Source organism: Parafannyhessea umbonata, from assembly GCF_012844235.1.
Taxonomy (GTDB): domain Bacteria; phylum Actinomycetota; class Coriobacteriia; order Coriobacteriales; family Atopobiaceae; genus Parafannyhessea.
Genome location: NZ_JABAGR010000001.1, coordinates 313,588 through 334,262, shown reverse-complemented (window position 1 = coordinate 334,262; position 20,675 = coordinate 313,588). Strand labels below are relative to the sequence as shown.

General features: G+C 60.1%; 27 protein-coding genes. 7 read left to right on the top strand and 20 right to left on the bottom strand.

Going from position 1 to position 20,675, the window contains the following annotated elements:
• Positions 1 to 90: 90 nt before the first annotated feature.
• From HF885_RS01470 to HF885_RS01455, 4 genes are all read right to left on the bottom strand, one after another.
• Positions 91 to 924, bottom strand: a complete 834-nt coding sequence (locus HF885_RS01470) for a PTS system mannose/fructose/sorbose family transporter subunit IID (RefSeq protein ID WP_090845895.1) — start codon at positions 922 to 924, stop codon at positions 91 to 93.
• Positions 924 to 1,796 carry a PTS mannose/fructose/sorbose/N-acetylgalactosamine transporter subunit IIC gene (locus HF885_RS01465; RefSeq protein ID WP_170103196.1) on the bottom strand — a complete coding sequence of 291 codons (873 nt, stop codon included), beginning with the start codon at positions 1,794 to 1,796 and terminating at the stop codon, positions 924 to 926. The genes HF885_RS01470 and HF885_RS01465 overlap by 1 nt, the downstream gene beginning before the upstream one ends.
• Positions 1,797 to 1,832: 36 nt before the next feature.
• The gene (locus tag HF885_RS01460; protein WP_170103195.1) at positions 1,833 to 2,330 is read right to left on the bottom strand and encodes a PTS system mannose/fructose/N-acetylgalactosamine-transporter subunit IIB; all 498 of its coding nucleotides are present in this window, start codon (positions 2,328 to 2,330) and stop codon (positions 1,833 to 1,835) included.
• A gap of 180 nt (positions 2,331 to 2,510) precedes the next feature.
• Positions 2,511 to 2,936 carry a PTS sugar transporter subunit IIA gene (locus HF885_RS01455; protein ID WP_170103194.1) on the bottom strand — a complete coding sequence of 142 codons (426 nt, stop codon included), beginning with the start codon at positions 2,934 to 2,936 and terminating at the stop codon, positions 2,511 to 2,513.
• Positions 2,937 to 3,158: 222 nt separating this feature from the next.
• On the opposite strand from HF885_RS01455, the gene HF885_RS10610 reads away from it, so the two are divergent.
• Positions 3,159 to 4,376 (top strand): helix-turn-helix domain-containing protein, encoded by a 1,218-nt coding sequence (locus tag HF885_RS10610; RefSeq protein WP_170103193.1) that lies wholly within the window; start codon positions 3,159 to 3,161, stop codon positions 4,374 to 4,376.
• On the opposite strand, the gene HF885_RS01445 is transcribed toward HF885_RS10610, so the two are convergent.
• Positions 4,377 to 4,814: a hypothetical protein gene (locus HF885_RS01445; RefSeq protein WP_170103192.1), complete on the bottom strand. Its 438-nt coding sequence runs from the start codon at positions 4,812 to 4,814 to the stop codon at positions 4,377 to 4,379.
• Between the two features lie 192 nt (positions 4,815 to 5,006).
• Here HF885_RS01445 and HF885_RS01440 point away from each other — a divergent pair, with 192 nt between their 5' ends.
• From HF885_RS01440 to HF885_RS01430, 3 genes are read left to right on the top strand one after another with little or no spacing between them, the layout of a single operon-like run.
• A complete protein-coding gene (locus HF885_RS01440) occupies positions 5,007 to 5,399 on the top strand; it encodes a flavodoxin family protein (protein WP_170103191.1) in 393 nt (130 codons plus the stop codon).
• Positions 5,400 to 5,441: 42 nt separating this feature from the next.
• Positions 5,442 to 6,524 carry an ABC transporter permease gene (locus HF885_RS10605; protein ID WP_170103190.1) on the top strand — a complete coding sequence of 361 codons (1,083 nt, stop codon included), beginning with the start codon at positions 5,442 to 5,444 and terminating at the stop codon, positions 6,522 to 6,524.
• Positions 6,521 to 7,180: an ABC transporter ATP-binding protein gene (locus tag HF885_RS01430; protein ID WP_328804303.1), complete on the top strand. Its 660-nt coding sequence runs from the start codon at positions 6,521 to 6,523 to the stop codon at positions 7,178 to 7,180. Before HF885_RS10605 ends, HF885_RS01430 begins: the two co-directional genes overlap by 4 nt.
• A gap of 141 nt (positions 7,181 to 7,321) precedes the next feature.
• On the opposite strand, the gene HF885_RS01425 is transcribed toward HF885_RS01430, so the two are convergent.
• The 5 genes from HF885_RS01425 to HF885_RS01405 form a co-directional block, all read right to left on the bottom strand.
• Entirely contained in the window at positions 7,322 to 8,047 is a 726-nt protein-coding gene (locus HF885_RS01425; RefSeq protein WP_170103189.1) for an ABC-2 transporter permease, read from the bottom strand.
• Positions 8,047 to 9,045, bottom strand: coding sequence for an ABC transporter ATP-binding protein (locus tag HF885_RS01420; protein WP_170103188.1), 999 nt, complete (start codon positions 9,043 to 9,045; stop codon positions 8,047 to 8,049). The genes HF885_RS01425 and HF885_RS01420 overlap by 1 nt, the downstream gene beginning before the upstream one ends.
• Positions 9,042 to 9,419, bottom strand: a complete 378-nt coding sequence (locus HF885_RS01415; RefSeq protein WP_170103187.1) for a GntR family transcriptional regulator — start codon at positions 9,417 to 9,419, stop codon at positions 9,042 to 9,044. Before HF885_RS01415 ends, HF885_RS01420 begins: the two co-directional genes overlap by 4 nt.
• Before the next feature lie 554 nt (positions 9,420 to 9,973).
• Positions 9,974 to 10,348, bottom strand: a complete 375-nt coding sequence (locus HF885_RS01410; protein WP_170103186.1) for a hypothetical protein — start codon at positions 10,346 to 10,348, stop codon at positions 9,974 to 9,976.
• A gap of 56 nt (positions 10,349 to 10,404) precedes the next feature.
• On the bottom strand, positions 10,405 to 10,812 hold the full coding sequence (locus HF885_RS01405; protein ID WP_206109718.1) for a pyridoxamine 5'-phosphate oxidase family protein: 408 nt from the start codon (positions 10,810 to 10,812) through the stop codon (positions 10,405 to 10,407).
• Between the two features lie 269 nt (positions 10,813 to 11,081).
• Here HF885_RS01405 and HF885_RS01400 point away from each other — a divergent pair, with 269 nt between their 5' ends.
• The gene (locus HF885_RS01400; protein WP_170103185.1) at positions 11,082 to 12,197 is read left to right on the top strand and encodes an AAA family ATPase; all 1,116 of its coding nucleotides are present in this window, start codon (positions 11,082 to 11,084) and stop codon (positions 12,195 to 12,197) included.
• Between the two features lie 153 nt (positions 12,198 to 12,350).
• Here the strand turns inward: HF885_RS01400 and HF885_RS01395 are convergent, their stop codons facing one another.
• The 9 genes from HF885_RS01395 to HF885_RS01355 form a co-directional block, all read right to left on the bottom strand.
• On the bottom strand, positions 12,351 to 13,244 hold the full coding sequence (locus tag HF885_RS01395) for a PTS system mannose/fructose/sorbose family transporter subunit IID (protein WP_170103184.1): 894 nt from the start codon (positions 13,242 to 13,244) through the stop codon (positions 12,351 to 12,353).
• Entirely contained in the window at positions 13,234 to 14,013 is a 780-nt protein-coding gene (locus tag HF885_RS01390; protein ID WP_170103183.1) for a PTS mannose/fructose/sorbose/N-acetylgalactosamine transporter subunit IIC, read from the bottom strand. The genes HF885_RS01395 and HF885_RS01390 overlap by 11 nt, the downstream gene beginning before the upstream one ends.
• A gap of 43 nt (positions 14,014 to 14,056) precedes the next feature.
• Positions 14,057 to 14,527: a PTS sugar transporter subunit IIB gene (locus HF885_RS01385; protein WP_090845831.1), complete on the bottom strand. Its 471-nt coding sequence runs from the start codon at positions 14,525 to 14,527 to the stop codon at positions 14,057 to 14,059.
• Positions 14,528 to 14,556: 29 nt separating this feature from the next.
• Positions 14,557 to 14,976, bottom strand: a complete 420-nt coding sequence (locus tag HF885_RS01380) for a pts system, mannose/fructose/sorbose family, iiab component (RefSeq protein ID WP_170103182.1) — start codon at positions 14,974 to 14,976, stop codon at positions 14,557 to 14,559.
• Positions 14,973 to 15,797 (bottom strand): sugar phosphate isomerase/epimerase family protein, encoded by an 825-nt coding sequence (locus HF885_RS01375; protein ID WP_328804302.1) that lies wholly within the window; start codon positions 15,795 to 15,797, stop codon positions 14,973 to 14,975. The genes HF885_RS01380 and HF885_RS01375 overlap by 4 nt, the downstream gene beginning before the upstream one ends.
• A gap of 40 nt (positions 15,798 to 15,837) precedes the next feature.
• Entirely contained in the window at positions 15,838 to 16,899 is a 1,062-nt protein-coding gene (locus tag HF885_RS01370) for an SIS domain-containing protein (protein WP_170103180.1), read from the bottom strand.
• A gap of 171 nt (positions 16,900 to 17,070) precedes the next feature.
• On the bottom strand, positions 17,071 to 17,793 hold the full coding sequence (locus HF885_RS01365) for a GntR family transcriptional regulator (protein ID WP_170103179.1): 723 nt from the start codon (positions 17,791 to 17,793) through the stop codon (positions 17,071 to 17,073).
• A 1-nt stretch (position 17,794) separates the two neighbouring features.
• Positions 17,795 to 18,547: a GntR family transcriptional regulator gene (locus HF885_RS01360; RefSeq protein ID WP_170103178.1), complete on the bottom strand. Its 753-nt coding sequence runs from the start codon at positions 18,545 to 18,547 to the stop codon at positions 17,795 to 17,797.
• Positions 18,548 to 18,556: 9 nt separating this feature from the next.
• Positions 18,557 to 19,057 carry a hypothetical protein gene (locus HF885_RS01355; protein WP_090845814.1) on the bottom strand — a complete coding sequence of 167 codons (501 nt, stop codon included), beginning with the start codon at positions 19,055 to 19,057 and terminating at the stop codon, positions 18,557 to 18,559.
• Between the two features lie 176 nt (positions 19,058 to 19,233).
• Between HF885_RS01355 and HF885_RS01350 the strand changes: the two genes are divergently transcribed.
• On the top strand, positions 19,234 to 19,521 hold the full coding sequence (locus tag HF885_RS01350; RefSeq protein ID WP_090845968.1) for a DUF1294 domain-containing protein: 288 nt from the start codon (positions 19,234 to 19,236) through the stop codon (positions 19,519 to 19,521).
• Between the two features lie 132 nt (positions 19,522 to 19,653).
• Positions 19,654 to 20,223, top strand: a complete 570-nt coding sequence (locus tag HF885_RS01345) for a metallophosphoesterase family protein (protein WP_170103177.1) — start codon at positions 19,654 to 19,656, stop codon at positions 20,221 to 20,223.
• 38 nt (positions 20,224 to 20,261) lie between these two features.
• Here the strand turns inward: HF885_RS01345 and HF885_RS01340 are convergent, their stop codons facing one another.
• Complete coding sequence (locus HF885_RS01340; RefSeq protein ID WP_090845810.1) at positions 20,262 to 20,663, bottom strand: acylphosphatase; 402 nt, start codon at positions 20,661 to 20,663, stop codon at positions 20,262 to 20,264.
• Between the last annotated feature and the right edge of the window lie 12 nt (positions 20,664 to 20,675).

Here is a 20,675-nt window from a genome sequence, read left to right as displayed (position 1 = left end):
TGCGAGAGGCCGGCCGCCTGTGGGGGATTTCGCCCTAGGCCGCGCGCTCCATCCCAAGGCGCGCGTCCCCAGGACGGCAGGTCCTGGTTTCTAGTACTTCAGCTTCGGGTCGAAGAAGCCCACGAGCACGCCCACGAACGCGATGCCAACGAGGATGAGCATGACGACGGTCGGGCTGATCTTCTTCTTGGTCATGAGCCACCAGCACAGCCACACGAAGAAGAAGTTCAGTGCCTTCGGGAAGATGCCGTCGAGCGTGTCCTGCAGGACAAACGCGCTGTCCTTCGTGAACGTGACCTGGAGCGCGGTCGTGATGTTGATCCACGTCGCCGCGACGGCGCCGATGACCATGGTGCCGACCATGACGATGGAGCTGCGGAGCGCCGCGGACTGCGGACCGACGAGCGCCTCGACGGCGGCGCCGCCCATGGTGTAGCCCTGGTTGTACGCATACTTCATGCCAAAGTACATCGCGACGTTCCAGGCGACGATGTAGAACAGGGGGCCGAGCACGGAGCCACCGGTGGAGAGACCGAGGGCGATGCCCAGGAGGATGGGGATGAACGTACCGACGATGATGGAGTCGCCAAGGCCGGCAAGCGGTCCCATGAGGCCGGCGCGGATGCCGTTGATGGTCTCGTCGTCCAGGGGCTCGCCGTTGGCGCGCGCCTCCTCGAGGCCTGCGGTCAGACCGACGACCAGCGTGCCGATCTGGGGCTCGGTGTTGAAGAACGTGGTGTAGGTCCTGAGGGAGTTCACCTTGTCCTCGTCATTGTCATACAGCTCGTCGACCACGGGAAGCATTGCGGCGAGGTAGCCGAACGTCTGCATGTGCTCCTGCGAGAAGCAGGTAAGGTTGCCGTATGCCCAGTTGCGGAAGCTCTTCTTGAGCGTCGCTTGGGAAATCTTCTTCTTCTCAGCCATTAGATGTCCTCATCTTCCTCGTCGTCATCGGCAGCGGCAGCAGCGGAGCCCCCAGCGATCGCGGGCCTGGCGGTCTTTGCCTGCTGGATCTCATAGTTGATAAGCGCGAAGAACACCGCGATCAGCGCGGACGCGATCAGGTTGCACTTCATGACGGCAGCGAGCGTGAAGCCGAAGCCGAAGACGACCCAGTCGAGCGGCTTGTTGATGACCTGCTTGCACAGGATCGCGACACCGACGGCGGGAAGGAGCGAGCCGACGGTGAACAGCGTCTTCATCGCGATGCCGTCCATGGGCAGGAACTCCTTCATGGCCTGGACCATGGGGGCGCCGGCGAGGCAGATCACGAACGTCGGGAGGAACGAGAACAGGATGTGACCGATCCAGGGCAGGACGAAGTCGACCATCGGGATGGTCTTCTTGATCTTTTCCCAGTTGCCGGACTCCATGGCCTTCCAGCCAATGCCCTGCCAAACCAGGTTGATGGTCGCGGTGCCATAGAAGAGGACGGTTCCGAGGGTGCCGACTGCGGCACCGAGCGAAGCAGCGAGGCCTGCGGCGGCGGCGGAGTTGGGGTCGAGGCCCTGGGCCTGGATGGCGAGGATGGACAGCGGGATGCCGATGTAGGTGACGGCACGAACGTCCGCGGAGACCGTTCCGCCCGGGGTCACGAGCGCGATGTAGACGAGCTGGATCGCCGCGCCGACGATGATGCCCAGCTGGACGTTGCCGAGGATGATGCCGACGACGAGACCGCCGACGAGGGGGCGTCCGAGGGTGTAGTTACCGATCGTGGTGCCGCCCATGCCGGGAAGCGATGCCAGGCAGGCGAAGATGCCCAGCAAAGCGGCTTGGAACACGTTAATGGTCATGCGTGTCACTCTGCCCTTCGTGTCTAGGATGAACCCTTACTTAAGGTCGAACTGATCGCGGAACTTCGGCCACTCGCCGATGGACTTCTCCTTGATCAGCGCGAACTCCACGGTGTAACCAGCCTTCGTGATGTCCTCCAGGGCCTGTGCCTCCTCCTGGGTGATGGACTGGTTGTTGCCCAGCTTGACGGCGCCGGGACGGTCGTTGCACGGCCCGATGATGACGCGCTTGACGTCGGAGGGCACGAACTTGTTGTCGACGAGGATCTTCTTCATGTCGATGGGGTTCTTGGTGATGAGGAAGTACTTGGAGTCAGAATCGAGAACCTTCTGGGCCTTGGCGAGGAAGTGCTCCATCGTCCAGACGAAGATCTTCTTCTCGGGTGCGGCGCCCCTGTAGGCGGCCTTCAGCACCGGGTTGGTCGCGGCTGCATCGTTGACGGCGATGATGCCGTCGCACGGATACTCCAGGGACCACCTGGTTACCGTCTGGCCATGGATCATACGGTCATCTACGCGCACGAACGAAATCATACCTACTCTCCCCTTTCAAAACTTGCGTACAGTTCCCCCACAGGCCCCCGCAAGGGGGTCTGGTCGTGCCACTTTGGTAAGCGCAATCAGACGGTCAGGCCGTCAGCATGTCTGGCGAGAAGGACCTGCGACTATGGCAGGGGCACTTCTCCCCTAGGAAGTGGAAATTGGATTGAATGGCTAGAGGTCGTCCTCGTCGTCGTCCTCCACGGCGACCTTGAACTCCTGCAGGGCAGCCACGCCCTCGCTCACGACGTCGACGGCAAGGGAGTCGTCGTCGGCCTCGGGGCTGAGCGCCGCCGTGAGGACGGCAGGCAGGTTCACGCCGCCGAAGATGCGGGTCCTGGGCAGGAGCCCCGCCTCGGTGATGGTGTTGATGGCATTGGTGAGGGGCGACCCACCAATGATGTCGCCGAACAGGAACACGGAGTCGCCGTCGCCGATGACCGAGATGGTCTGCTTCAGCTCTGCGACGTACTCGTCCGCACCTTCACCATCCTTGAGGGAGCAGCTGAGCACTTCTTCACGATCGCCAGCGAGCATCTTGAGGACGGAGTGGAGTCCCTGTGCAAACGTACCATGGCTGACGAGAACAAGATACCTCATTGCTATCCCTCTCAACTGGGGCGATGTGCCCTCATGGCACGTTGGTCCGCCCGCTCGACACATTCGATTATCACGGTCGACCCGTTTTGTGTAATACTGTTTTTGCCATAGTTTTGTAATTTTTGGTTCATTCTCAAAATTGCACTAGACGGATAAAATATGAATATTTATGACAACGTTTCTGGTAACGTTTTCGATCCCACCCCGGACAGCCAGCAACCCGTGGCCCAGATCGCACCCTTCCTGTGCCAGCTCTTCTATGGCTCTCACGGAATTCCAATTGCCGGCTGGTACGGAGAGGAGCGCATCTGCTGCGTCGGCCTCCCCAGTGACGTGATGCCCGACGCTCACGTCCTGCCGATCGCGCGGGCACAGTCCAGGCCGTACACGACGTACTCCACCCCGGACGATGCGATGTACGGCTACGTGCACGACATACCGCTGGGAATCGAGTTCATCATCGGCCCGACGTTTCCCCTGGGTCGAAGCGGTCTCGTGCTCGACCACTTCATGAACTTGTCGGACATCCCCACCAGCCGCCGCGAGGAGGTGGCGCCCATCCTGGCCAGGATTCCGCGCTACACGTACCAGCGCTTCTGCGCGCTTTGCGGCTTCCTGTACCTCCAGGCAAACGCGACGGTACCCGGGGCGGAGGCACTCGTGGGTGCAACCGACTACGAAGCCATAAACGAGGTGCACCGCATGGCGTCACAGCAGCGCGACAGCTTCAGCATCGAGCAGAGCATGCTCATCCGCAACGACATCACGCGCCTCGTGCGCGAGGGCGCCGTGGACGAGATCTGGACGGGCCTCGGCAGCCAGTCGTACCTCGACAACCTCGTGAACGAGCTCTCAACCACCATGGGCAGCGGCAACCTGCGCATGGCGAAGGACGAGTTCATCATCGACGCGACGGAGACGTTCCTCCATGGTGCCATACCCGGCGGGATCGGCCTGAAGCTCGGCCTGCAGATGCTGTCCGCCTACGTCGCCAAGTGCGAGGACGCGCAGTCCGAGGCAGAGGTAGCCACCCTCCTGAACGCGATGCTCATGGACGTCGCGACCGTGGTGAACGACGTGCGCACGCCCACGGGCATCGGCCCCGAGGTGCGCGAATGCATCAAGATGATCGCGGACGACCTGGCAAACGTCCCCACGATAGAGCAGATGTGCCACAGGATCGGCTGCAGCACGTCCTACCTCACGAAGCACTTCAAGAGGGAGACCGGCCTCACCATCAACCAGTACGTGCGCTACCGGCGCATGGACGAGGCAAAGCGCCTGCTGCGCTACACCAAGTACTCGCTGAGCGAGATAAGCGACCTTCTGGGGTTCTCGAGCCAGCCCTACTTCGCGACCACGTTCAAGAACGAGACCGGCATCACGCCAAAGCAGTACCGGATCGCCGTAAGCAACCCGGACTACGAGGAGGACATCTAGCTAGAACAGGAGCATCCAGAGCGAGAAGAGCGCGCACACCGCGGTGACGCCCGCCCAGAACATGAGGCGCCTTCGGCAGTCCTCGCGCGCCATCACGAGAGCCTCTGGCGTGACGTACGGCTCGGCATGGCCACACTTGCGGCACTTGGCCAGCTGGTCGTAGCCCACGTTGCCGATGGCGCCGGTGATGTCCCAGAAGCCGGGCTTCGCGGCCGCGGGGTCCGCGCCCTTCTCGCACAGGTGGACGTTCTTGCTGCCGCACTCCGGACACACGCGTTCCGTGGGCTTCGCGGCGCACACCTTGCGATATCCCACGAGCGAGAGCACCGCCAGCGCGGCGGAGGCGGCCAGCCCCAGCAGGACGCCCCACACGAGCTGCGCGGACAGCACGACGAGCGTGACGATGGCAGCGATCACGATGAGGATGACGGGGAGCATGCGGCCTCCTGGGTAGTGTTGGCGATGCCGCCTATTATAGGCGACGCGCCGTGGATCATGGCATCTGTGGAGCGTCCGTGCCCATTCGTGCGGAAATATCTCTCGTATTGAATTGCGCTCGATTTAATTGTACGCTACTCATGACGCGCGGCGCATGGCCGCCGCAACGATCAGATCGAATTGGAGAGACGCATGAAGGCAGCAGTGAGGTACTTCTCGCGCACGGGCAACACGAAGGCGGTCGCGGAGCGGATCGCAAAGACGATGGGAACCCAGGCGGTGTCGGTCGACAACGCAGACGCGGCGCTTGCGGAGCCGGTGGACGTCCTGTTTGTGGGCGGCGCGCTGTACGCATACGGCATCGACTCCCACCTTAGGGAGTACATCGCGTCGCTTGACGACGCAAACGTGGGCAAGGCAGTCGTGTTCTCGACCTCGTGGGTGTCCAAACACGCCATCGAGCTCATAAAGAGGGCGCTGGGCGAGAAGGGCATCGCCGTGGACCAGAGGACCCTCTACTTCCGCGGCCGCCCCGGCGACGAGCAGCTGCAGATGGCGGACGCGTTCTCGCGGCAGTTTCTGTAGCGGAAGCGGTTTGGCAATAAACGACCTGGAACGAGGCATGCAGTGAGACTTGCATGGAAGGAACTGACATACAACTGGAAGAAGTACCTGCTGGTAGAGGTCATCGTGATCCTGATGATGTTCATGGTGCTCTTCCTGTCGGGGCTCGTGAGCGGCCTGGGAAGGGCGGTGTCCTCCGGCATCGAGACCATGGACGCCAGCGCCTTCGTGCTGGGCAAGGACTCCGAGAAGCTCATCACCGTGTCGAGCCTTACGGACGCCCAGCACAAGAAGCTGCAGGACGAGTACGGAAGTCGGCAGACGCCGCTTGACATCCAGCGCGCCTACCTGCAGAAGGCGTCCGGCGAAAAGAAGATCGACGTCACGTACTTCGGCATCGACCCCACGGGGTTCCTCGCACCAAAGACGTACGCGGGCAAGGGCCTCTCCGCGGGCAAGGGCGAGGTCATTCTTGACGACGCCTTCCAGGAGAAGGGCATCAGCCTGGGCGACACCGTCAAGGACTCGTCCTCGGGCGTGAGGCTCAAGGTCGTCGGGTTCACGAAGGACAAGATGTATGGACACGTCTCCGTGGCATACGTCTCGGTGGACACGTTCGACGCCATGGGCGAGAAGGGCAATCCCATGTACCAGAAGGCCGTGCACGCCGTCGCGATAAGCGGCGGGCTCGCGGCCCACGTAAAGGGAACCGAAAGCTACACCAAGGCGCAGATCGTGGAGGCGCTCCCCGGCTACAAGGCCGAGCAGACGACCATCACCATGGTCGAATGGCTGCTCGTGGCCATAACCGCCGTGATCATCGGCGTGTTCTTCTTCGTAATCAACATGCAGAAGGAGCAGGAGTTTGGCGTGATGAAGGCCATCGGCACCAGCACCGCCAAGATATCTGGCACCATCGTGAGCCAGGTGTTCCTGATCGCAGCGCTCGGCGCGGCCATCGCCTGCGGCCTCGCCACCGCCATGAGCGCGGCGCTGCCGGCCTCCATGCCGTTCTACCTGGTGCCCGTCCAAGTGGCCGCGGTGCTGGCGGCGTTCGTGGCGATTTCGATCCTAAGCAGCCTGGCGTCCGTCGTCCGCGTGGCGCGAATCGACCCGGCCAAGGTCATCGGGGGTGATTTCCAGTGAGCGAGACGATACTGGGCATGAGCGGCATCGTGAAGACGTATGCCGACGGAGAAGAGCGGCGCTGCGTGCTGGACCACGTTGACCTGAGCGTGGGCGCGGGCGAGCTCGTGGCCATAGTGGGGCCTTCGGGCAGCGGCAAGTCCACCCTGCTCAACATCGCGGGCATGATGCTTTCCCCGGACGAGGGTGACGTCGCCATCTGCGGACGCGCCGTCTCGCACCTGCCGCAGCGCGCGTGGACGAAGCTGCGCCGCGAGCAGATCGGCTTCATCTTCCAGAACCACCAGCTCCTACCCTACCTCACGGCAGAGGAGCAGCTCACCGTGATGCTAGGGGCAGACCGCAACGCCACACGCGAGCTCTTTGGGGAGCTGGGCATCGCAAACGTCGCCGCCAAGCACCCCGCGCAGCTATCTGGTGGAGAAAGGCAGCGCGTTGCAATCGCCCGCGCCTTCGCCACCAACGCGAGGCTCATTCTGGCAGACGAGCCCACGGCCTCCCTCGACTCCGAAAGGGGCAGGCAGGTGGTGCAGATGATCCGGCAAGAGACGCACCAGCGCAACAAGGCCGCCGTCATGGTGACGCACGACCAGCGCGTGCTCGACCTGGTGGACAGGGTCTTCCGGATGGAGGATGGCAAGCTGATCGCCGCCTAGGAAACGACAGCGGTGCAGGAGCAAAGGTCTCCGCGCACGGCAAACTACAGCTGATGCGGCGTTCGCCTCTGGCGGGTCCCAGTACGGGACCCGCCTTTCTTGCATGCGCGCGAGGGTAATGTCAGGCGGAGTTGGACCCGCCTACAGTTCGCGACGGGCGAACGCGCGACGCGCCACCACAAGCGCCAGCAGGTACGCACCAACGCTCCCCGCAAGCCACGCCAGTACAAACAGCGCCGTGGCAAATGGGCTGGGCATGGCGGGGCCACCGCTCGCATCCATCATGGCGACGCCGGATCCCGTAAGCCCCACTAGCGCGCCCACCACCATAAGCGCAGGCACAAGCCCCATAACACGGCCACGGCGCGCGCCCATGGCGAAGTAGACCGCCATCTGGAAGCCCGTTACCACAAGCATGACCATCGCATCAAGGCACACGCCCACCACAAGGTCCGAGCTCAGGCGCCACGTGCCAAACGCCTGCGGTGCAAGGCGCGTGAGGGCCGTAACCGCCACACCTACGAGTGCACCAGCAAGCGTGGCTGCCGGCACCAGTACCGCAGCCAGCAGAAAGCGCGAACCCACCAGCTGCGCCCGCGTTGCGGGCAGGCACAGCCGGGCCTCTTGCCAGCCGTCGGCCTCATCCGCGTAGAAGAGCCCCGTCATGCCGCCTACCGCCAGACTTCCCGGCGCCATGCACGCGAACGTGTTCACGAGCATGGTGGCGTCAAGGTTACGAACGCCGTCTGCGGATCCCAGGACCACCGGTACCGACACAATCAGCATCACCAGCAACATGGACTTGAGGCTGGCGCGAAGGTTTGACCTCATGTAGCACCAGTCACAGTACAGATACGCCTTGCTCATCACAGGCTCCTTCCCAGGACGACCAGCCGCATCACGTCCTCTATCGCAGCACGGTCGCACACCATGTCGGGGTACGCGCGAACGAACGCAGCACGGTCGGGCACCAGCACCTCGCTCGCACCGGCAAGCCCGTCTTCGCACACGCGCAGTTCCCCGCGCGGCACAATCCCCTCGTCCAGCACGCGCTCCAGTTGGGCGGGCAGCAGCCGCGCCACGCCCATCACGTCGGTAAGCTCGTCCTTCTCGGCCGAAAGGATTACCTGCCCCTCATCCACAATCACGATGTAATCTGCCAGGCGCTCCAAATCGCCCGTGATGTGAGACGACACCAACACGGAGCAATCCGGGTGCGTGGCCATGTGCTCGCGCAGCATCTGCAGCAGCTCGTCGCGAACGATGGGGTCAAGGCCAGCCGTGGGCTCGTCCAGTACCAGCAGGTCCGCACCCGTGGCAAGACATGCCGCAAGCTGCAGCTTCATGCCTTGCCCGCGCGAGAGGTCGCCCACGCGCAACCCCGCCGAGACCGGCCGATGCACGCCCTCGGGTTGGTGCATGATGTCCATGCGGTCGAGAAGCGCCTCGAACGCGGCGTGGTCGAACGTCGGGTACGAAAACGCGTACACGGTCGCGACTTCGCCAATCGTAAGATAGCCGGGATACGGGCATACGGACGCGACCGTTGCCGTGCGCATGCGCGCCCGAGCGTGCGCCTCCTGCCCAGCCGCGGTGACGTCTTGTCCAAACAGCGCAACAGAGCCCCTGTCAGGCCTCGCCGTGCCAAGTGCCAGGCGCATGAGCGTCGTCTTGCCGGCACCGTTTCTTCCCACGAGTCCCACGACAGAGCCGCAGGGAACCGAGAGACAGACGTCCCGCACGGCAAAGTCGTCAAAGCTCTTTGCAACGTGGCGCAGCTCCAACGCCGTGGGTTCGTCGGACGGCTCCATGGTGCGATACGGACGCGCCATGGTCGCCTCGCGTTCCTTCGTTACCGCGCTCATCGTTCCTCCTCCAGCTCGAGGTCGAGCATCTCGTGCAGCTCTTCCCTCCCGATGCCCGCCAGGCGCGCGTCCTCCACGGCCTTCGCGAGCGACGCCTCAACCTGCCGCAGGCGTTCCTCGCGCAGCAGCTCAAGGTTGTCCCCCGCCACGTAACTCCCCTTGCCAGGCACGGTGCAGATGAACCCCTGGGCCTCAAGGTCCGCGTACGCACGCTTTGTGGTGATTGCGCTTATGCGCAGCTCTGCCGCCAGCGCACGGATTGACGGCAGCTGTTGGCCGGCCACAAGCTCACCAGACATGATGAGTGCGCGAACCTGCGACGCCACCTGCTCGTAGATCGGCTTGTCCGAAGAGTTCGATATGACAATCTGCACGCGCGCCTCCCCTCCTTCACGAAGCTTCCGCCCGAGCTCCCACGCGGTCCATCAGGGCAGAGGCCGCTGTGCTCATGCGGGTATACTGTATATATCGTATATATACAGTATTGTCAATAAGGAAGCCATGACCGTAGCACGTCACACCCACCGGGCGCGAACCTTTGTCATGTCTGGAATCAGCTGTCGCCAGAAACAACCTTTGCCATGGGATCCATGCACACGTCTCGAATCCACTCGATGGCAACCACGTGTTTCATCGTGACTAAGGAAGACCGTGTAGTAGATTCCCTTGTGGTCCGCAACCGTGACCAAGGCCTCATGGTCAGGCGCTGCGAAAGGAAACTCCTAATCGAATGGACATCCCAACTCCGGGAATGTCTGCAGGATGCGGAGACGTTTCTCGACCGCCTCCGCATCTAGAAGCACCACGCTTTTGTAGCCCCGACGCGCCTGATGGATTGGCTCTTTCGTTTGCATGGCATGGTTTACAAGCTCGGCTCCATACCGCTCATGGCATGCAAATAGATACCGCTGCTGCACAAGCAAGAGAGCTAGGTGCCGGGACGGTTGCCGAGCGAGGCGAGAAACGCCACCTCCGGCACAAGCACCATGACCGCCGCGCTGCCGCCGTTGAGGTTTCCACCCATGCCAAGCGCCACGAGGGGAACCGCAAGCGTCACGAACAGCACCGCCAGAGATGTTCTTGCGCGGCCGTCGAGTCGCACGTTGTTGCCAAGGAGCGTGCGCGCGGTCATGAGCGGAAGAGCCACCATGACCGCGACGCCGCACGCGCACGCGATTGCCCGGGCAACGGGACCCATGGCTTCGCACACCTGGAACGCCACGCCGAGCACCACGGCCGCTACCAGCACGCGAAGCGCCAGTCCAACGAATACCTCCATCGGGTCTGAACCCTTCGAGCTCATGCTCCCTCCCAGCTCAATCGTCCTAGAACGAGCGCACTTAAGCACATCAAACGTTGCTAGAACTCCACGGTCACGGCGGGCTTTCCCGACATGGAGCAGAAGCGCGCCGTTGCGTTCTTGAAGTACAGGACGATGGTGTTGTCATCGTTTTCGTCATACATCTTGCGGAGCGAAGGGTAGGCGTCAAGCATGTGGCGCTTCGCCTCCATGCGGTCGTCCGGGACGAGCTCGCCCGAGACGCGCCACCAGTCCCCACCGCTCACGCCGCAGATCTCTGCCTTGGGGTTGGCAAGCAGCTGCTGATAGACATCCTTCTTCTTTCCGGTCTGGATGTACAGCCTGCCTTCGAAGAGGTCGACCGTGCCAAACGGGCGAACGCGCGGCTGCCCTCCGTCGTCCGTCGCAAGGAAGTACGTGGGGGACTCGCTCTTGAAGAACCTGAACACGTCGTTGATGTCTGCCATGGTGAACTCCAAACCTTGAGATGTTCGTACTTCTCCTCTTACCCCAAGGTCGGGCGTCGTTTCCCCAGGGGGCACGTCGACCGCGCGAGCGGCCAAGATGGGCCGCCAGCGTGCCACAGACTGCCAACGGTGTGACAAATAGGCATATCTACCTGCGTAAACGCGTTACCAAAAATACCAAATTTGCCAAAAGTTACAAAAGAAATCAAGGGAACCGGATACCATAGAGATAGACCGAAACACTATGAGATTTGCGATTGGGAGGACACATGGCCGCTCTCAATAACCCATTCACGCCCGGATTCGGACAAGTACCGCCCTTTATGGCAGGACGTCGCTACGTAATTGAGAATATCGAAGACGCGTTCGTAAACGGCCCCGGAGACCCGAACCTGACGACCATCTTCACCGGTGCCAGGGGTACGGGTAAGACTACGCTCCTTACCCTTCTTGCAGACGAGGCGGAAGAGCGTGGGTGGATTACCGCGCGCGTCTCATCGGTCCCCGGCATGCTCGAAGATATACTTCAGCAAGCCGCCAGATCAGGTTCGCACCTTCTTGCGCAGGGGCAGAAGGCACGAATCAACTCTATCGGCATCGGTGGCGTTGCGCCCCTGGGATGGGAGTACGACGATAGCAATAAAGCGGGCAAGAACTGGAGGTCTCGCCTAACCTCGCTTTTGGACGAGCTGGAGCCACACGGCGTCGGCCTTCTCATCACAATCGACGAACTTCAGCCCGAATTTGACGAGATGGTGCAGCTCGCCTCCGTCTACCAGCACCTCATTGCAGAGGGCAGAAGAATCTCACTCCTTGCAGCTGGTCTTCCCTACCAGGTGTCACGTGTGCTTAACGACAAGTCGATATCCTTCCTCAGAAGAGCGGCTCGCCATCAGCTTACGCGCATCCCCGACAGCGACATCCGCGTCGCGCTAAAAGAAACTATCGAAGCGGGAGGAAAGCAGATAACCGACGAGGCACTGCTTGCCGCAACAAGCGCAATCGACGGCTTCCCCTTCATGATGCAGCTGGTGGGATACCGCATGTGGACACAGAGCAACGGCAGCCGCATTGACCTCGACGCCGCTAAGAGCGGCATCGAGGCGGCTCAGTTTGAGATGCGGTCCAACATATTGGAGACCACCTACATGGAGCTTTCCGATGGTGACCTCGCCTTTGTGAAAGCCATGCTTCCAGACAAGAATGTAAGCTTGACCGCCGACATCGCCAATCGCATGGGCAAGAGCACGGGCTATGCGGCGCAGTACAGAAGGCGTCTCCTTGAGAAGGGGGTCATTGGGGAACGCGGACGCGGCAAGGTTGGGTTCGAGCTGCCGGGATGGCGCGACTTCGTCCTAGAGAAACTCGAAGAAGAGGACTTCTAGAAAGAAGAGAATATCTCGACACCCCATCCGCCTCGGCATGAGGCAGCATCTCAAAATGCATATAAAGAAAGGGCTTCCCACCGTCACCGCGAACACTCGCAGCAATCGGGGAAGCCCTTCTCGTCCTATGTATACGCTACGATAATCAACTAGCTAGCGACAGAGTCGACACTTCCATCCCAGGAAACCGAAGAACGCACCGACTACACCGAGCACCATGGTGCCAAGGATGAGCCACATCGGGTTGATCTTCTTGGAGAGAAGCCAGTAGTATATCCAGAAGGCGCACATGCCGACGATGCCGGGCATGATTCCGTCCAGAACGCTCTGGATGGTGGTCGGGTCCTTGCCCTTTACTGCCTCGCCGATCTGCACGGGAATGGTTGCCCAGAACATATCTTTGGTCATGCCACCGATGACCATGGCGCCAACGATGCCAATGGCAGCCATCACCTTGGTCATGAGCCCGTTCTCAGATGCTTTCTCGAGGAAGCTCACACCCATCGAATAGCCCTTCTGGACACCCCAAACGCGAAGCCAGAAGGCGGGGATGTTGTAGATGAGCAGGAAGACGATAGGGCCGGCGGCATTGCCCGCTTGACAGAGCGAGATGCCGACAGCAGCGGCGATAACGCGAATCGTGGTGAGGAAGATTGCGTCGCCGATGCCGGAGAGCGGTCCCATGAGAGCAGCCTTGACGTCGTTGACGGACTCGGGCTCAATCTCTCCGCGGGCTACACGCTCCTCCATTGCCATCGCAATGCCACCCACGAACGGCGCAAACTGTACCGTGATGTTGAAGAACGCCGCATGGCGATGCAGGGCCGCCGCATAGTCATCAGGTCTGCCGTGATAGATCTTCTTGAGCATTCCCGCCACCATCAGGCAGAATGCAAGGTTCATCTGCTTGTAGTAGGTCCAGGAGAACTCCATGCCCAGAGCACCTAAGTTAAGGGAAGACCTAATTAGGTCCTTCTTCGTAATCTTGTAGGGATTCTCCTCCTGTGATACGCCCTGTCCCGAAACCATGGCCTCATTAGAAGTCATCGTCATCATCTCCTTCCGCTGCAAGCTGTGGACTATCGGTGTTGGCCCGAGGATTCAAAAGGCCAAACTTCTCGATTCCGATGATGATCGCAATGAGAGCGACGCCGAGCGATGGCACGTTCATGTAAGAGGCAAGCAGGAAGCCGAGGAAGAAGAACGGCATGACCTCACGCTTGAGCACCAGCCGGCCGAGCATTGCGAAGCCCATTGCGGGAAGGATGTTGGCAGCGATTCCGAAGCCGTCCATGATGAAGGAGGGAATCCAGTCCAAGATGCCCTGAACCGCATTGGCGCCCAGGTAGTAGGCAAATCCGACGAGAAGGACGTCCTTTACCACCCCGACGAGTCCGATAGCCCAGTGTGCCGCATACACACCCTTCAGGTCGCCCTTCGCCGCCGCAACGTCTGCCTTGTCGACTATAACGGGCATGAGGCCATTGATGACGTTGCTGATGGCAAGAGAGATGGTTGCGATGGGCATGGCGAGCGCGAGGGCAGCCTCGGTACCCTTGCCCAACGTTATGGCAAAGGCGCACGCAAGGATACTGCCCACCTTCTCGTCAGGCGGAACGTAGGCTCCAATGGAGATGTTTCCCATGAACAGAAGCTCCAAGCTCGCGCCAATGGCGAGACCTGCCGGCAGATTACCCAGGATGAGACCTACGAGCGGGCAGGTCACAATCGGTCTGAACGCGTAGAGCGTGCCGAGCTGATAATCAAACATGGCGAATGCCGCCACGAGCGAAATCAGTATCGCCTTAACAAGCATGCTCTCCTCCTAATCAAATGTTGCTGCGAGATTCTTACGACCGCTAGAGTACGTCTTGGATTTCAACCTTCGGATCGTCCGCAAGAGGACGAATCTCCACCTCCACCCCCTTGTCCAGCAGCTCGCGAATAATCTTCTCCTCCTCTGGCTCAAGGAAGACCTGGCGCGCCACCTCACGCGTCGTAGGACTCCCTTTGGTGTTTCCGAGGTTCAGGCTCTTTATCTGAGGGCATCCGTCGATGAGCTGCTTCGCCTCCGCGATGGTCTGCACGCAGATGAGCATCCGATACTTGTCGGTGACTCCGGAATTGATGGCTTCGATTGCATGGGCCATATCCTTTATCACGAGCTTGCATCCCGCTGGCTTGCCCATCTTGAGGGTCATTTTCCAAACGGGATCGTTCGCCACGTGGTCTCCCACGCAGAAGATGCAATTTGCCTGCAAACCCTGCACCCACGAGACGGCGACCTGGCCATGTAACAGCCTGTGGTCAACCCTGGTCAGCAGAATCATGTTCGAACCCCCTTGTTTCAGTTGTGAGCCTAGAAGTCCTCGTCTTCTTCGATGGCTGAGTCGTCATTCACGAACCTCGGCCTTACCTCGTCATTCGAGACAAGCCGCCTCAGCAAGGATTCCGTGTCCTCATCTTCATCGGAGAGAAAGAGTGTGAGCAGGAGTGGCAGGTTCATGTTCGTGACGAGGTAGACATTCGGCCTCGCCAGCATGAGCTTTGTGAACTCGTTGTTCACGCTCCCTCCCATGAGATCGGTGAGCACAACGACATCCACGTCGTCGGGCATGGACTCGACAAGACTCCTCGACGCCGCCTCCACGTCGTCGTTCCCGTCGACGAACGCATTCAGCACCCTCACGTCATCCCGGTCGCCCGCCAGGAGCTTCACACTCTCAAAGATGCCCTCCGCAAAGTGCGCATGAGAAGCGATGATGTACTGCCTGCTCATGTATCAAATTCCTCCAGATTCCTCTTTAGTGCCGCCAGCGACTGTCGGTCCGCAGCGGCTGGATCCACAAAATAGCGTGGGTCAACACTTTCAAACGTCAGGCATCCCGAATAACCGGCTTCCGCAAGGGCGAGAAGATCGCCCCTCATATCCCGTACTCCGTCGCCCCACGCGAGGTGAGACGTCTCTCTCGCATCGGTAAAATGACAATGCACGACATCCTTACCGAATGCGTCCATGTAGTCTCGCACGCTCTCCCCCGCACGCCACATCGCACCCGTGTCGAGTAGCACCTTGAGGTGCGCACTCCCCACATCCTCGAGCATCGCCCGAAGGTCCCGCACGCAATTGCAAAGGTTTGACTCCTCCGGCTGAAGCGCCTCAAGCGCAAGCGTCACGCCCCTCTCGCCGGCATAAGACCCCAGTGTCGACAGCATTCGCACGCTTCGATCCCATGCCATCTCTCGAGGCTCGTCCAGGAATCCCCAGCCAGACGTAATGGAGACCATTCCAGCACCCAAGTCCGCCGCCACGTCTATTGCCCGCTTGAAATACTTCCGACTTCTCCGAATCGCATCATCTCCACGTGCGGCAACGTTCGAGGGTTTGGGGTTGTTTTGCTCGGGGCAGACGGCGCAGATGGGAAAACCGCTCTCTTTTGACAATGCGGCAATGCGACTCACGGAATCGTTTGCAGCATAGTCCATAAAGAAGTGCATGGGGCCGCACCAGAGCTCGACGGCATCGAAGCCCTCCCTTTGGGAGGAGGAGAAGAAGTACTCAAGCGAGTAGAACCTGTAGGCACAGTTCGTAGCAGCCACCCGGAACCTCTGATGCGACGCCATGCGATCAGGACCCGTCTTAGTAATCGAACTGGTGGTAGTAGCGACGGTAGTTGAGGTTGTGCTTCGTGACGAGCTCGTAGTGCCTTGACATGCGATCAGTAGTAAGCACAGAGATGATGTAGGTAGAGAGAATCATGCGGAAGTCGCTGTCGAGCCCGGGAATTGCATACTCTTTCGTGTCAATGACGGTCACGTCCGTATCCCCGGTGCGCCCGCTCTTGAGGAATGCGTCGACACGGTCGTCGAGCGCACGACACTCATCCTCGCCCTTGAAGAGGACAACGGGAATGCCGGGCTCCACGAGTTCGAGCGTTCCGTGGAAGAAGTCCGCAGAGCTGATGTAGCGGGTGTGCTTCCACTGCATTTCCTCGAGTAGGCACATGGCAAACAGGATGGTCTCTCCCCAGAGTGCGCCAGACCCGATGAACATCGTATAAGGCGCAAGTGCGTACTTCTTCGCAAACTCCTCCGCCTCGGGCTCGAACTGCTTGCGAATATCAAGAAGCGCCGGCCAGAAACCCTTGCTCTGCTCAATGAACTCGTCATACTTCGGGAAGAAGCCCTGGCGGTTGAGAATCCTCAGGCCGAAGCAATCCGCGAGATAGTAGCCCTTCTCACATCCGCCGCTACCATGATCGTTCTTCATGGCAACACAGTGATTGGCTCCCACCGCCTGTCCGATGGGACCGTCTGCCTTTGTCATCGCATAGACCCTCACGCCCATCTGCTTGAGCGTCTTTACCGCCTGCAGGACCTCTGGGGTGGTTCCCGACTCGGACGAGGTGAGCACCACGGAATTACTCGTCATGGACTTGCTGCCCATCACGTTGAACTCTGCAGCATGGAGGAGCGTTACCTGATGGTCTGCGTCGGCATACTTGTTCATGACATACTGCATGCGCAGAAACTCATCCCAAGTGCCGCCGACGCCCAACAGGAAGAGGTGGTCAAACCCCTCGTCGCAAACGTCATCCGCGAACTGCTTCGTCTGCTTTCCGATTTCGTAGAGCTCCTTGCCGTCCTCGAGATAACCCTCCTGGTCGAAGTAAACAATCTCGACCTTCTCGGTCTCCTTCATAAGCTGTCCTCCGCCCTCACTCATTCACCTTTGGTATCGATTGATTACATGTGCGCACTTTTTGTAACCATTTGATTGATAACTTAGCGAAATTTAGAACCATTTATGGGCTAACTACGCTCATTTAGGGTGAATGGTATTTAATTATTGTTAAGTGGTATAGCTAACGTGTTAATACGTTACTGAGTACCCGCCAAGGTCTCCGCGACGATACGAGGACGCGAACTCCAACGCGATGCCGTCTTCGTCATAGCTCACGCACTCGTAGGAAATGACGGCAGAGCCCTCCTCGATTCCCAGCAGGTGTGCATCACGCGTACCCAGCTCGACCATATCGAGGTGTTCAACGGCCGATGCAACAGTATGGCCGAACATGCCATAGACCTGGTAAAGAGAGAAAACGCCAACGTCGACGGACTCGATTTTCGGAAAGAGGGAAATTGGAATAAACGTCCGCTCAATCATCAGGGGCACGTCATCCACGTAATTCACGCGCTTGATCGCGAGAATGTCATCATTCTCGCCAATCTTAAAGAGATGCGAGAAGAAGCCCCCCGCAGGACGCCGAGCCTTAGAGAGAATTTTGACGGATGGCACCGCGTTCTTCTCCCTGACGCTTTCACGAAAGCCCACAAGCTCTAGCGCATCGGCCTCACCAAGTCGCTCCGACATGACGTAGACGCCCTTGCCCTGGACGCGGCGCAACAGTCCGCCGGCAACGAGTGCATCTATGGCATTTCTTACCGTCAGTCGCGTCGTCCCAAACCGCTCCGCGAGATTGTTCTCCGAGGGAATGGCGCTACCGGGCTCGTAGTGGCCATCTTCTATCTCATCACGTATGATTTCGCGAATCTGCATGTACTTTGGCTTATCCGTGTCCAAGTTTTCCATCATGTCACCAAAGTGCCTTCTGAGAGTCAACGGGCCATCCGCAGAGACTGACGAACGTATACCTATCTGGCCGAATGACGGACTTGTAATACTCGATGCATCTACCGTCACTATCTCTGCTCACACCCTGTTGAAAAAACACAGATGCACCAGGTTTTCCCCCTAGCAAGTCCGCCTCCCACTCGTCTAGCCTAGAAATCGAGAGGCTGTCCCAGCCATGGGCGATATCCAGACAATAGCCATCCCGAATCACGTCAAAGAGAGATTCCCTTGAGAAGTCATGCGAGGCAATACCAGGACAGACGTCAGTGTTAACCATCGAGGTTTCTAGCATGCATGGAAGACCATCCACACGGCGCAGACGGACGAGCTTGAAGACGGCATGGTCGACGTCGATGCCCATCTTCTTCGCAACGTGGGCGTCCGCATCGCACGTCCCCTGGCTCACCACCAGAGAGCTTGGCGTATGTCCACTGCTACGGACGTTGTCACTAAAGCCCATGACCTTCCCGACGCCCGAGTATGAAATGGGGCGCGCGGGCGCGACGTAGGTACCCGATCCCTGACGGCTCTCGAGAACGTGCATCGTCGTCAGGTGTCGTATAGCACTCCGCAACGCAGAGCGCGATATCCCCCACATCTCGCACATGTCTCGTTCCGAGGGCAGCTTTTCTCCCTCAGAGAGGCCGTTTACATTAATGTAGTTTCGAATGTTCTCGACCGCAGCATCTGCCGGCGGAATCTTCCCGCGGACCAACGTACTCTCCTACGACGAAACCTTGCTCGCATCCCTCATGCGCAGCACGTCCTCACACAGTTTATCCGCCCCTTGACGAAGAAGCACATAGGTCTTCGAACTACGCAGGACCTCTCTGCCGATAAGGGGTATGCCGATGGTGGACTCCTGTCCAGGCGTTCCCCTTACCGTCAGTGCGACGTCCATGCGCGTGCAGTACTTGCCTCCTCTGCTTGCGTTCGCCCGCGCCACCGCGGCAGGGTTTTCGAGCACGCTCTCAAAGAGGTCGCGACGGCTCATGTCCTTTCGGACGTCGACTTCCTCGTTTTCTATCACCTTGCAGTCGAGAATATCCTCGTAGTCGTGAATGGCGGGCTCCATGCCATGCAGCACTATGGCCCATTTGCGGTGATTCTCGTCCATGTACAGAGACGGCACCATGGAAAGCCGCGGTGCCTCGAAGAGAGTCTTCGTAATCGTAAAGCCTGACTGTTCCAGGCGTTGCTTGGCAGACTTCCCAAAGAGCGACATGTGTCCCTCCCATCAACCGAGACTGACATTGTAAGTCGATACATACAAGATAACTCTAATTGATACCATTTTGCCAACTTGAATATCTTCGCATGCACGGCGGCGACCACAAACGGCAAGCGATAAGGGGATGGGCGTGATGGGCCACAGCTGGTGCGTGCGATACAATCTTGCGCATGGACACGCTTACCGCATGGGGCTCGGACACCCTTCTGGCATACCTCGCCGCAATCAACGCCATCACCTTTGCGCTTTTCTGCCTGGACAAGGCAAGAGCCGTCAGAGGTGCGTGGCGCATCCCCGAGAAGGTTTTGCTTGGCTGCTCCGCAGTTGGCGGCGCTGCGGGAGGTCTTCTGGGTATGAGGGTTGCGCACCACAAGACACGCAAGCCCCTGTTCTACCTTGGGGTTCCCGCCATGCTCATTGTTCAGGCCGCGCTTCTGGCTTGGCTGACGCAGGGATAGGTCAGCACGTCACACGTACAAGAGCTTCTGGATGAGAAGGACCATCGACCACGACGTGTCGCTCTTCTCGTCTTGATATGGCCTGCCGCGCCTACACTGTAACCACGCTTGGGTTTGAGGGTTGGAGGCCGCATGGTCAGGCTCATGGTCTGCTCTGACATACACACGAAGGTCGGGCACTTTCAGGACGCGGTGGTCGCCGCGCGGGCCGGTGGCCCCGTTGACGCCATCCTGATTGCCGGCGACCTCCAGATGCCGATGGCCGCCATTGACGAGCTGAACCTTCCCGAGCCCATCTATCTTGTGCACGGCAACAACGATGCCGCGCTTGAACCCACGCATCCGGCGGACGAGCTCGTGATTGACGTTGCTGCGGACGGTATCGCAGGCGTGCGGGCGCTTGGCTACCACCAGGGAGCACCGGCGCGCGGAGGTGACGTGACGCACCGCATCATGGTGACGCACGGGCACACGTACCGCGCCCCTCGCCTGGTACGGCTGCGGCAGCGCGCGGCGGCACTCGATGCGGACGTGGTGATCTACGGGCACTCGCACCGCTGGCAGGTTGATGCGGGAGGACCCGCGGACGCGCTCGTGGTGAACTCCGGCACGCTCATGCCGAAGCCGGGATCGGGGCGCTGCACGTTCATGACGATGGTGATAGACGGTAAGGACGTGCGCGTCGAGAGGCACGAGCTGTAACCTTTCTGCAGGCAGCAGGCTTGGTCTAAGGACGCGCCCTAATACCGAACGCGAAAGTCCTTCTCGCCCTGCGCCAGCGGCACCGTGGTTTGCGACGCAAGGCGGCAGGAGATCCAGGTGTCGGGGCTGTCAGAGAGGTCCTGGATGCCGCGCCGGAACGCCTTGAGCTGGGAGGGCGTGCCCTGGACCTCGACGAGCACGTCGCCGTCGTCGAGGTTCTGGACCCAGCCGACGCAGCCCGCGCTCTTGGCAAGCATCTGCGCCTGGAAGCGGAAGCCCACGGCCTGGACCTTGCCCGCGTAGCGCAGGCGAAGCCGTTGGGGGGCACCGCCTCCCGCGCGGGCGATGTCCTGGGCGAGCGCGCCGGCATGCTTTGCGGCGGCCATCTCGTCCGGCACGGACGCTGTTGCCTTGCGCCTCCACGGCCAGCGAAAACCCATGCCTCCCCTTCC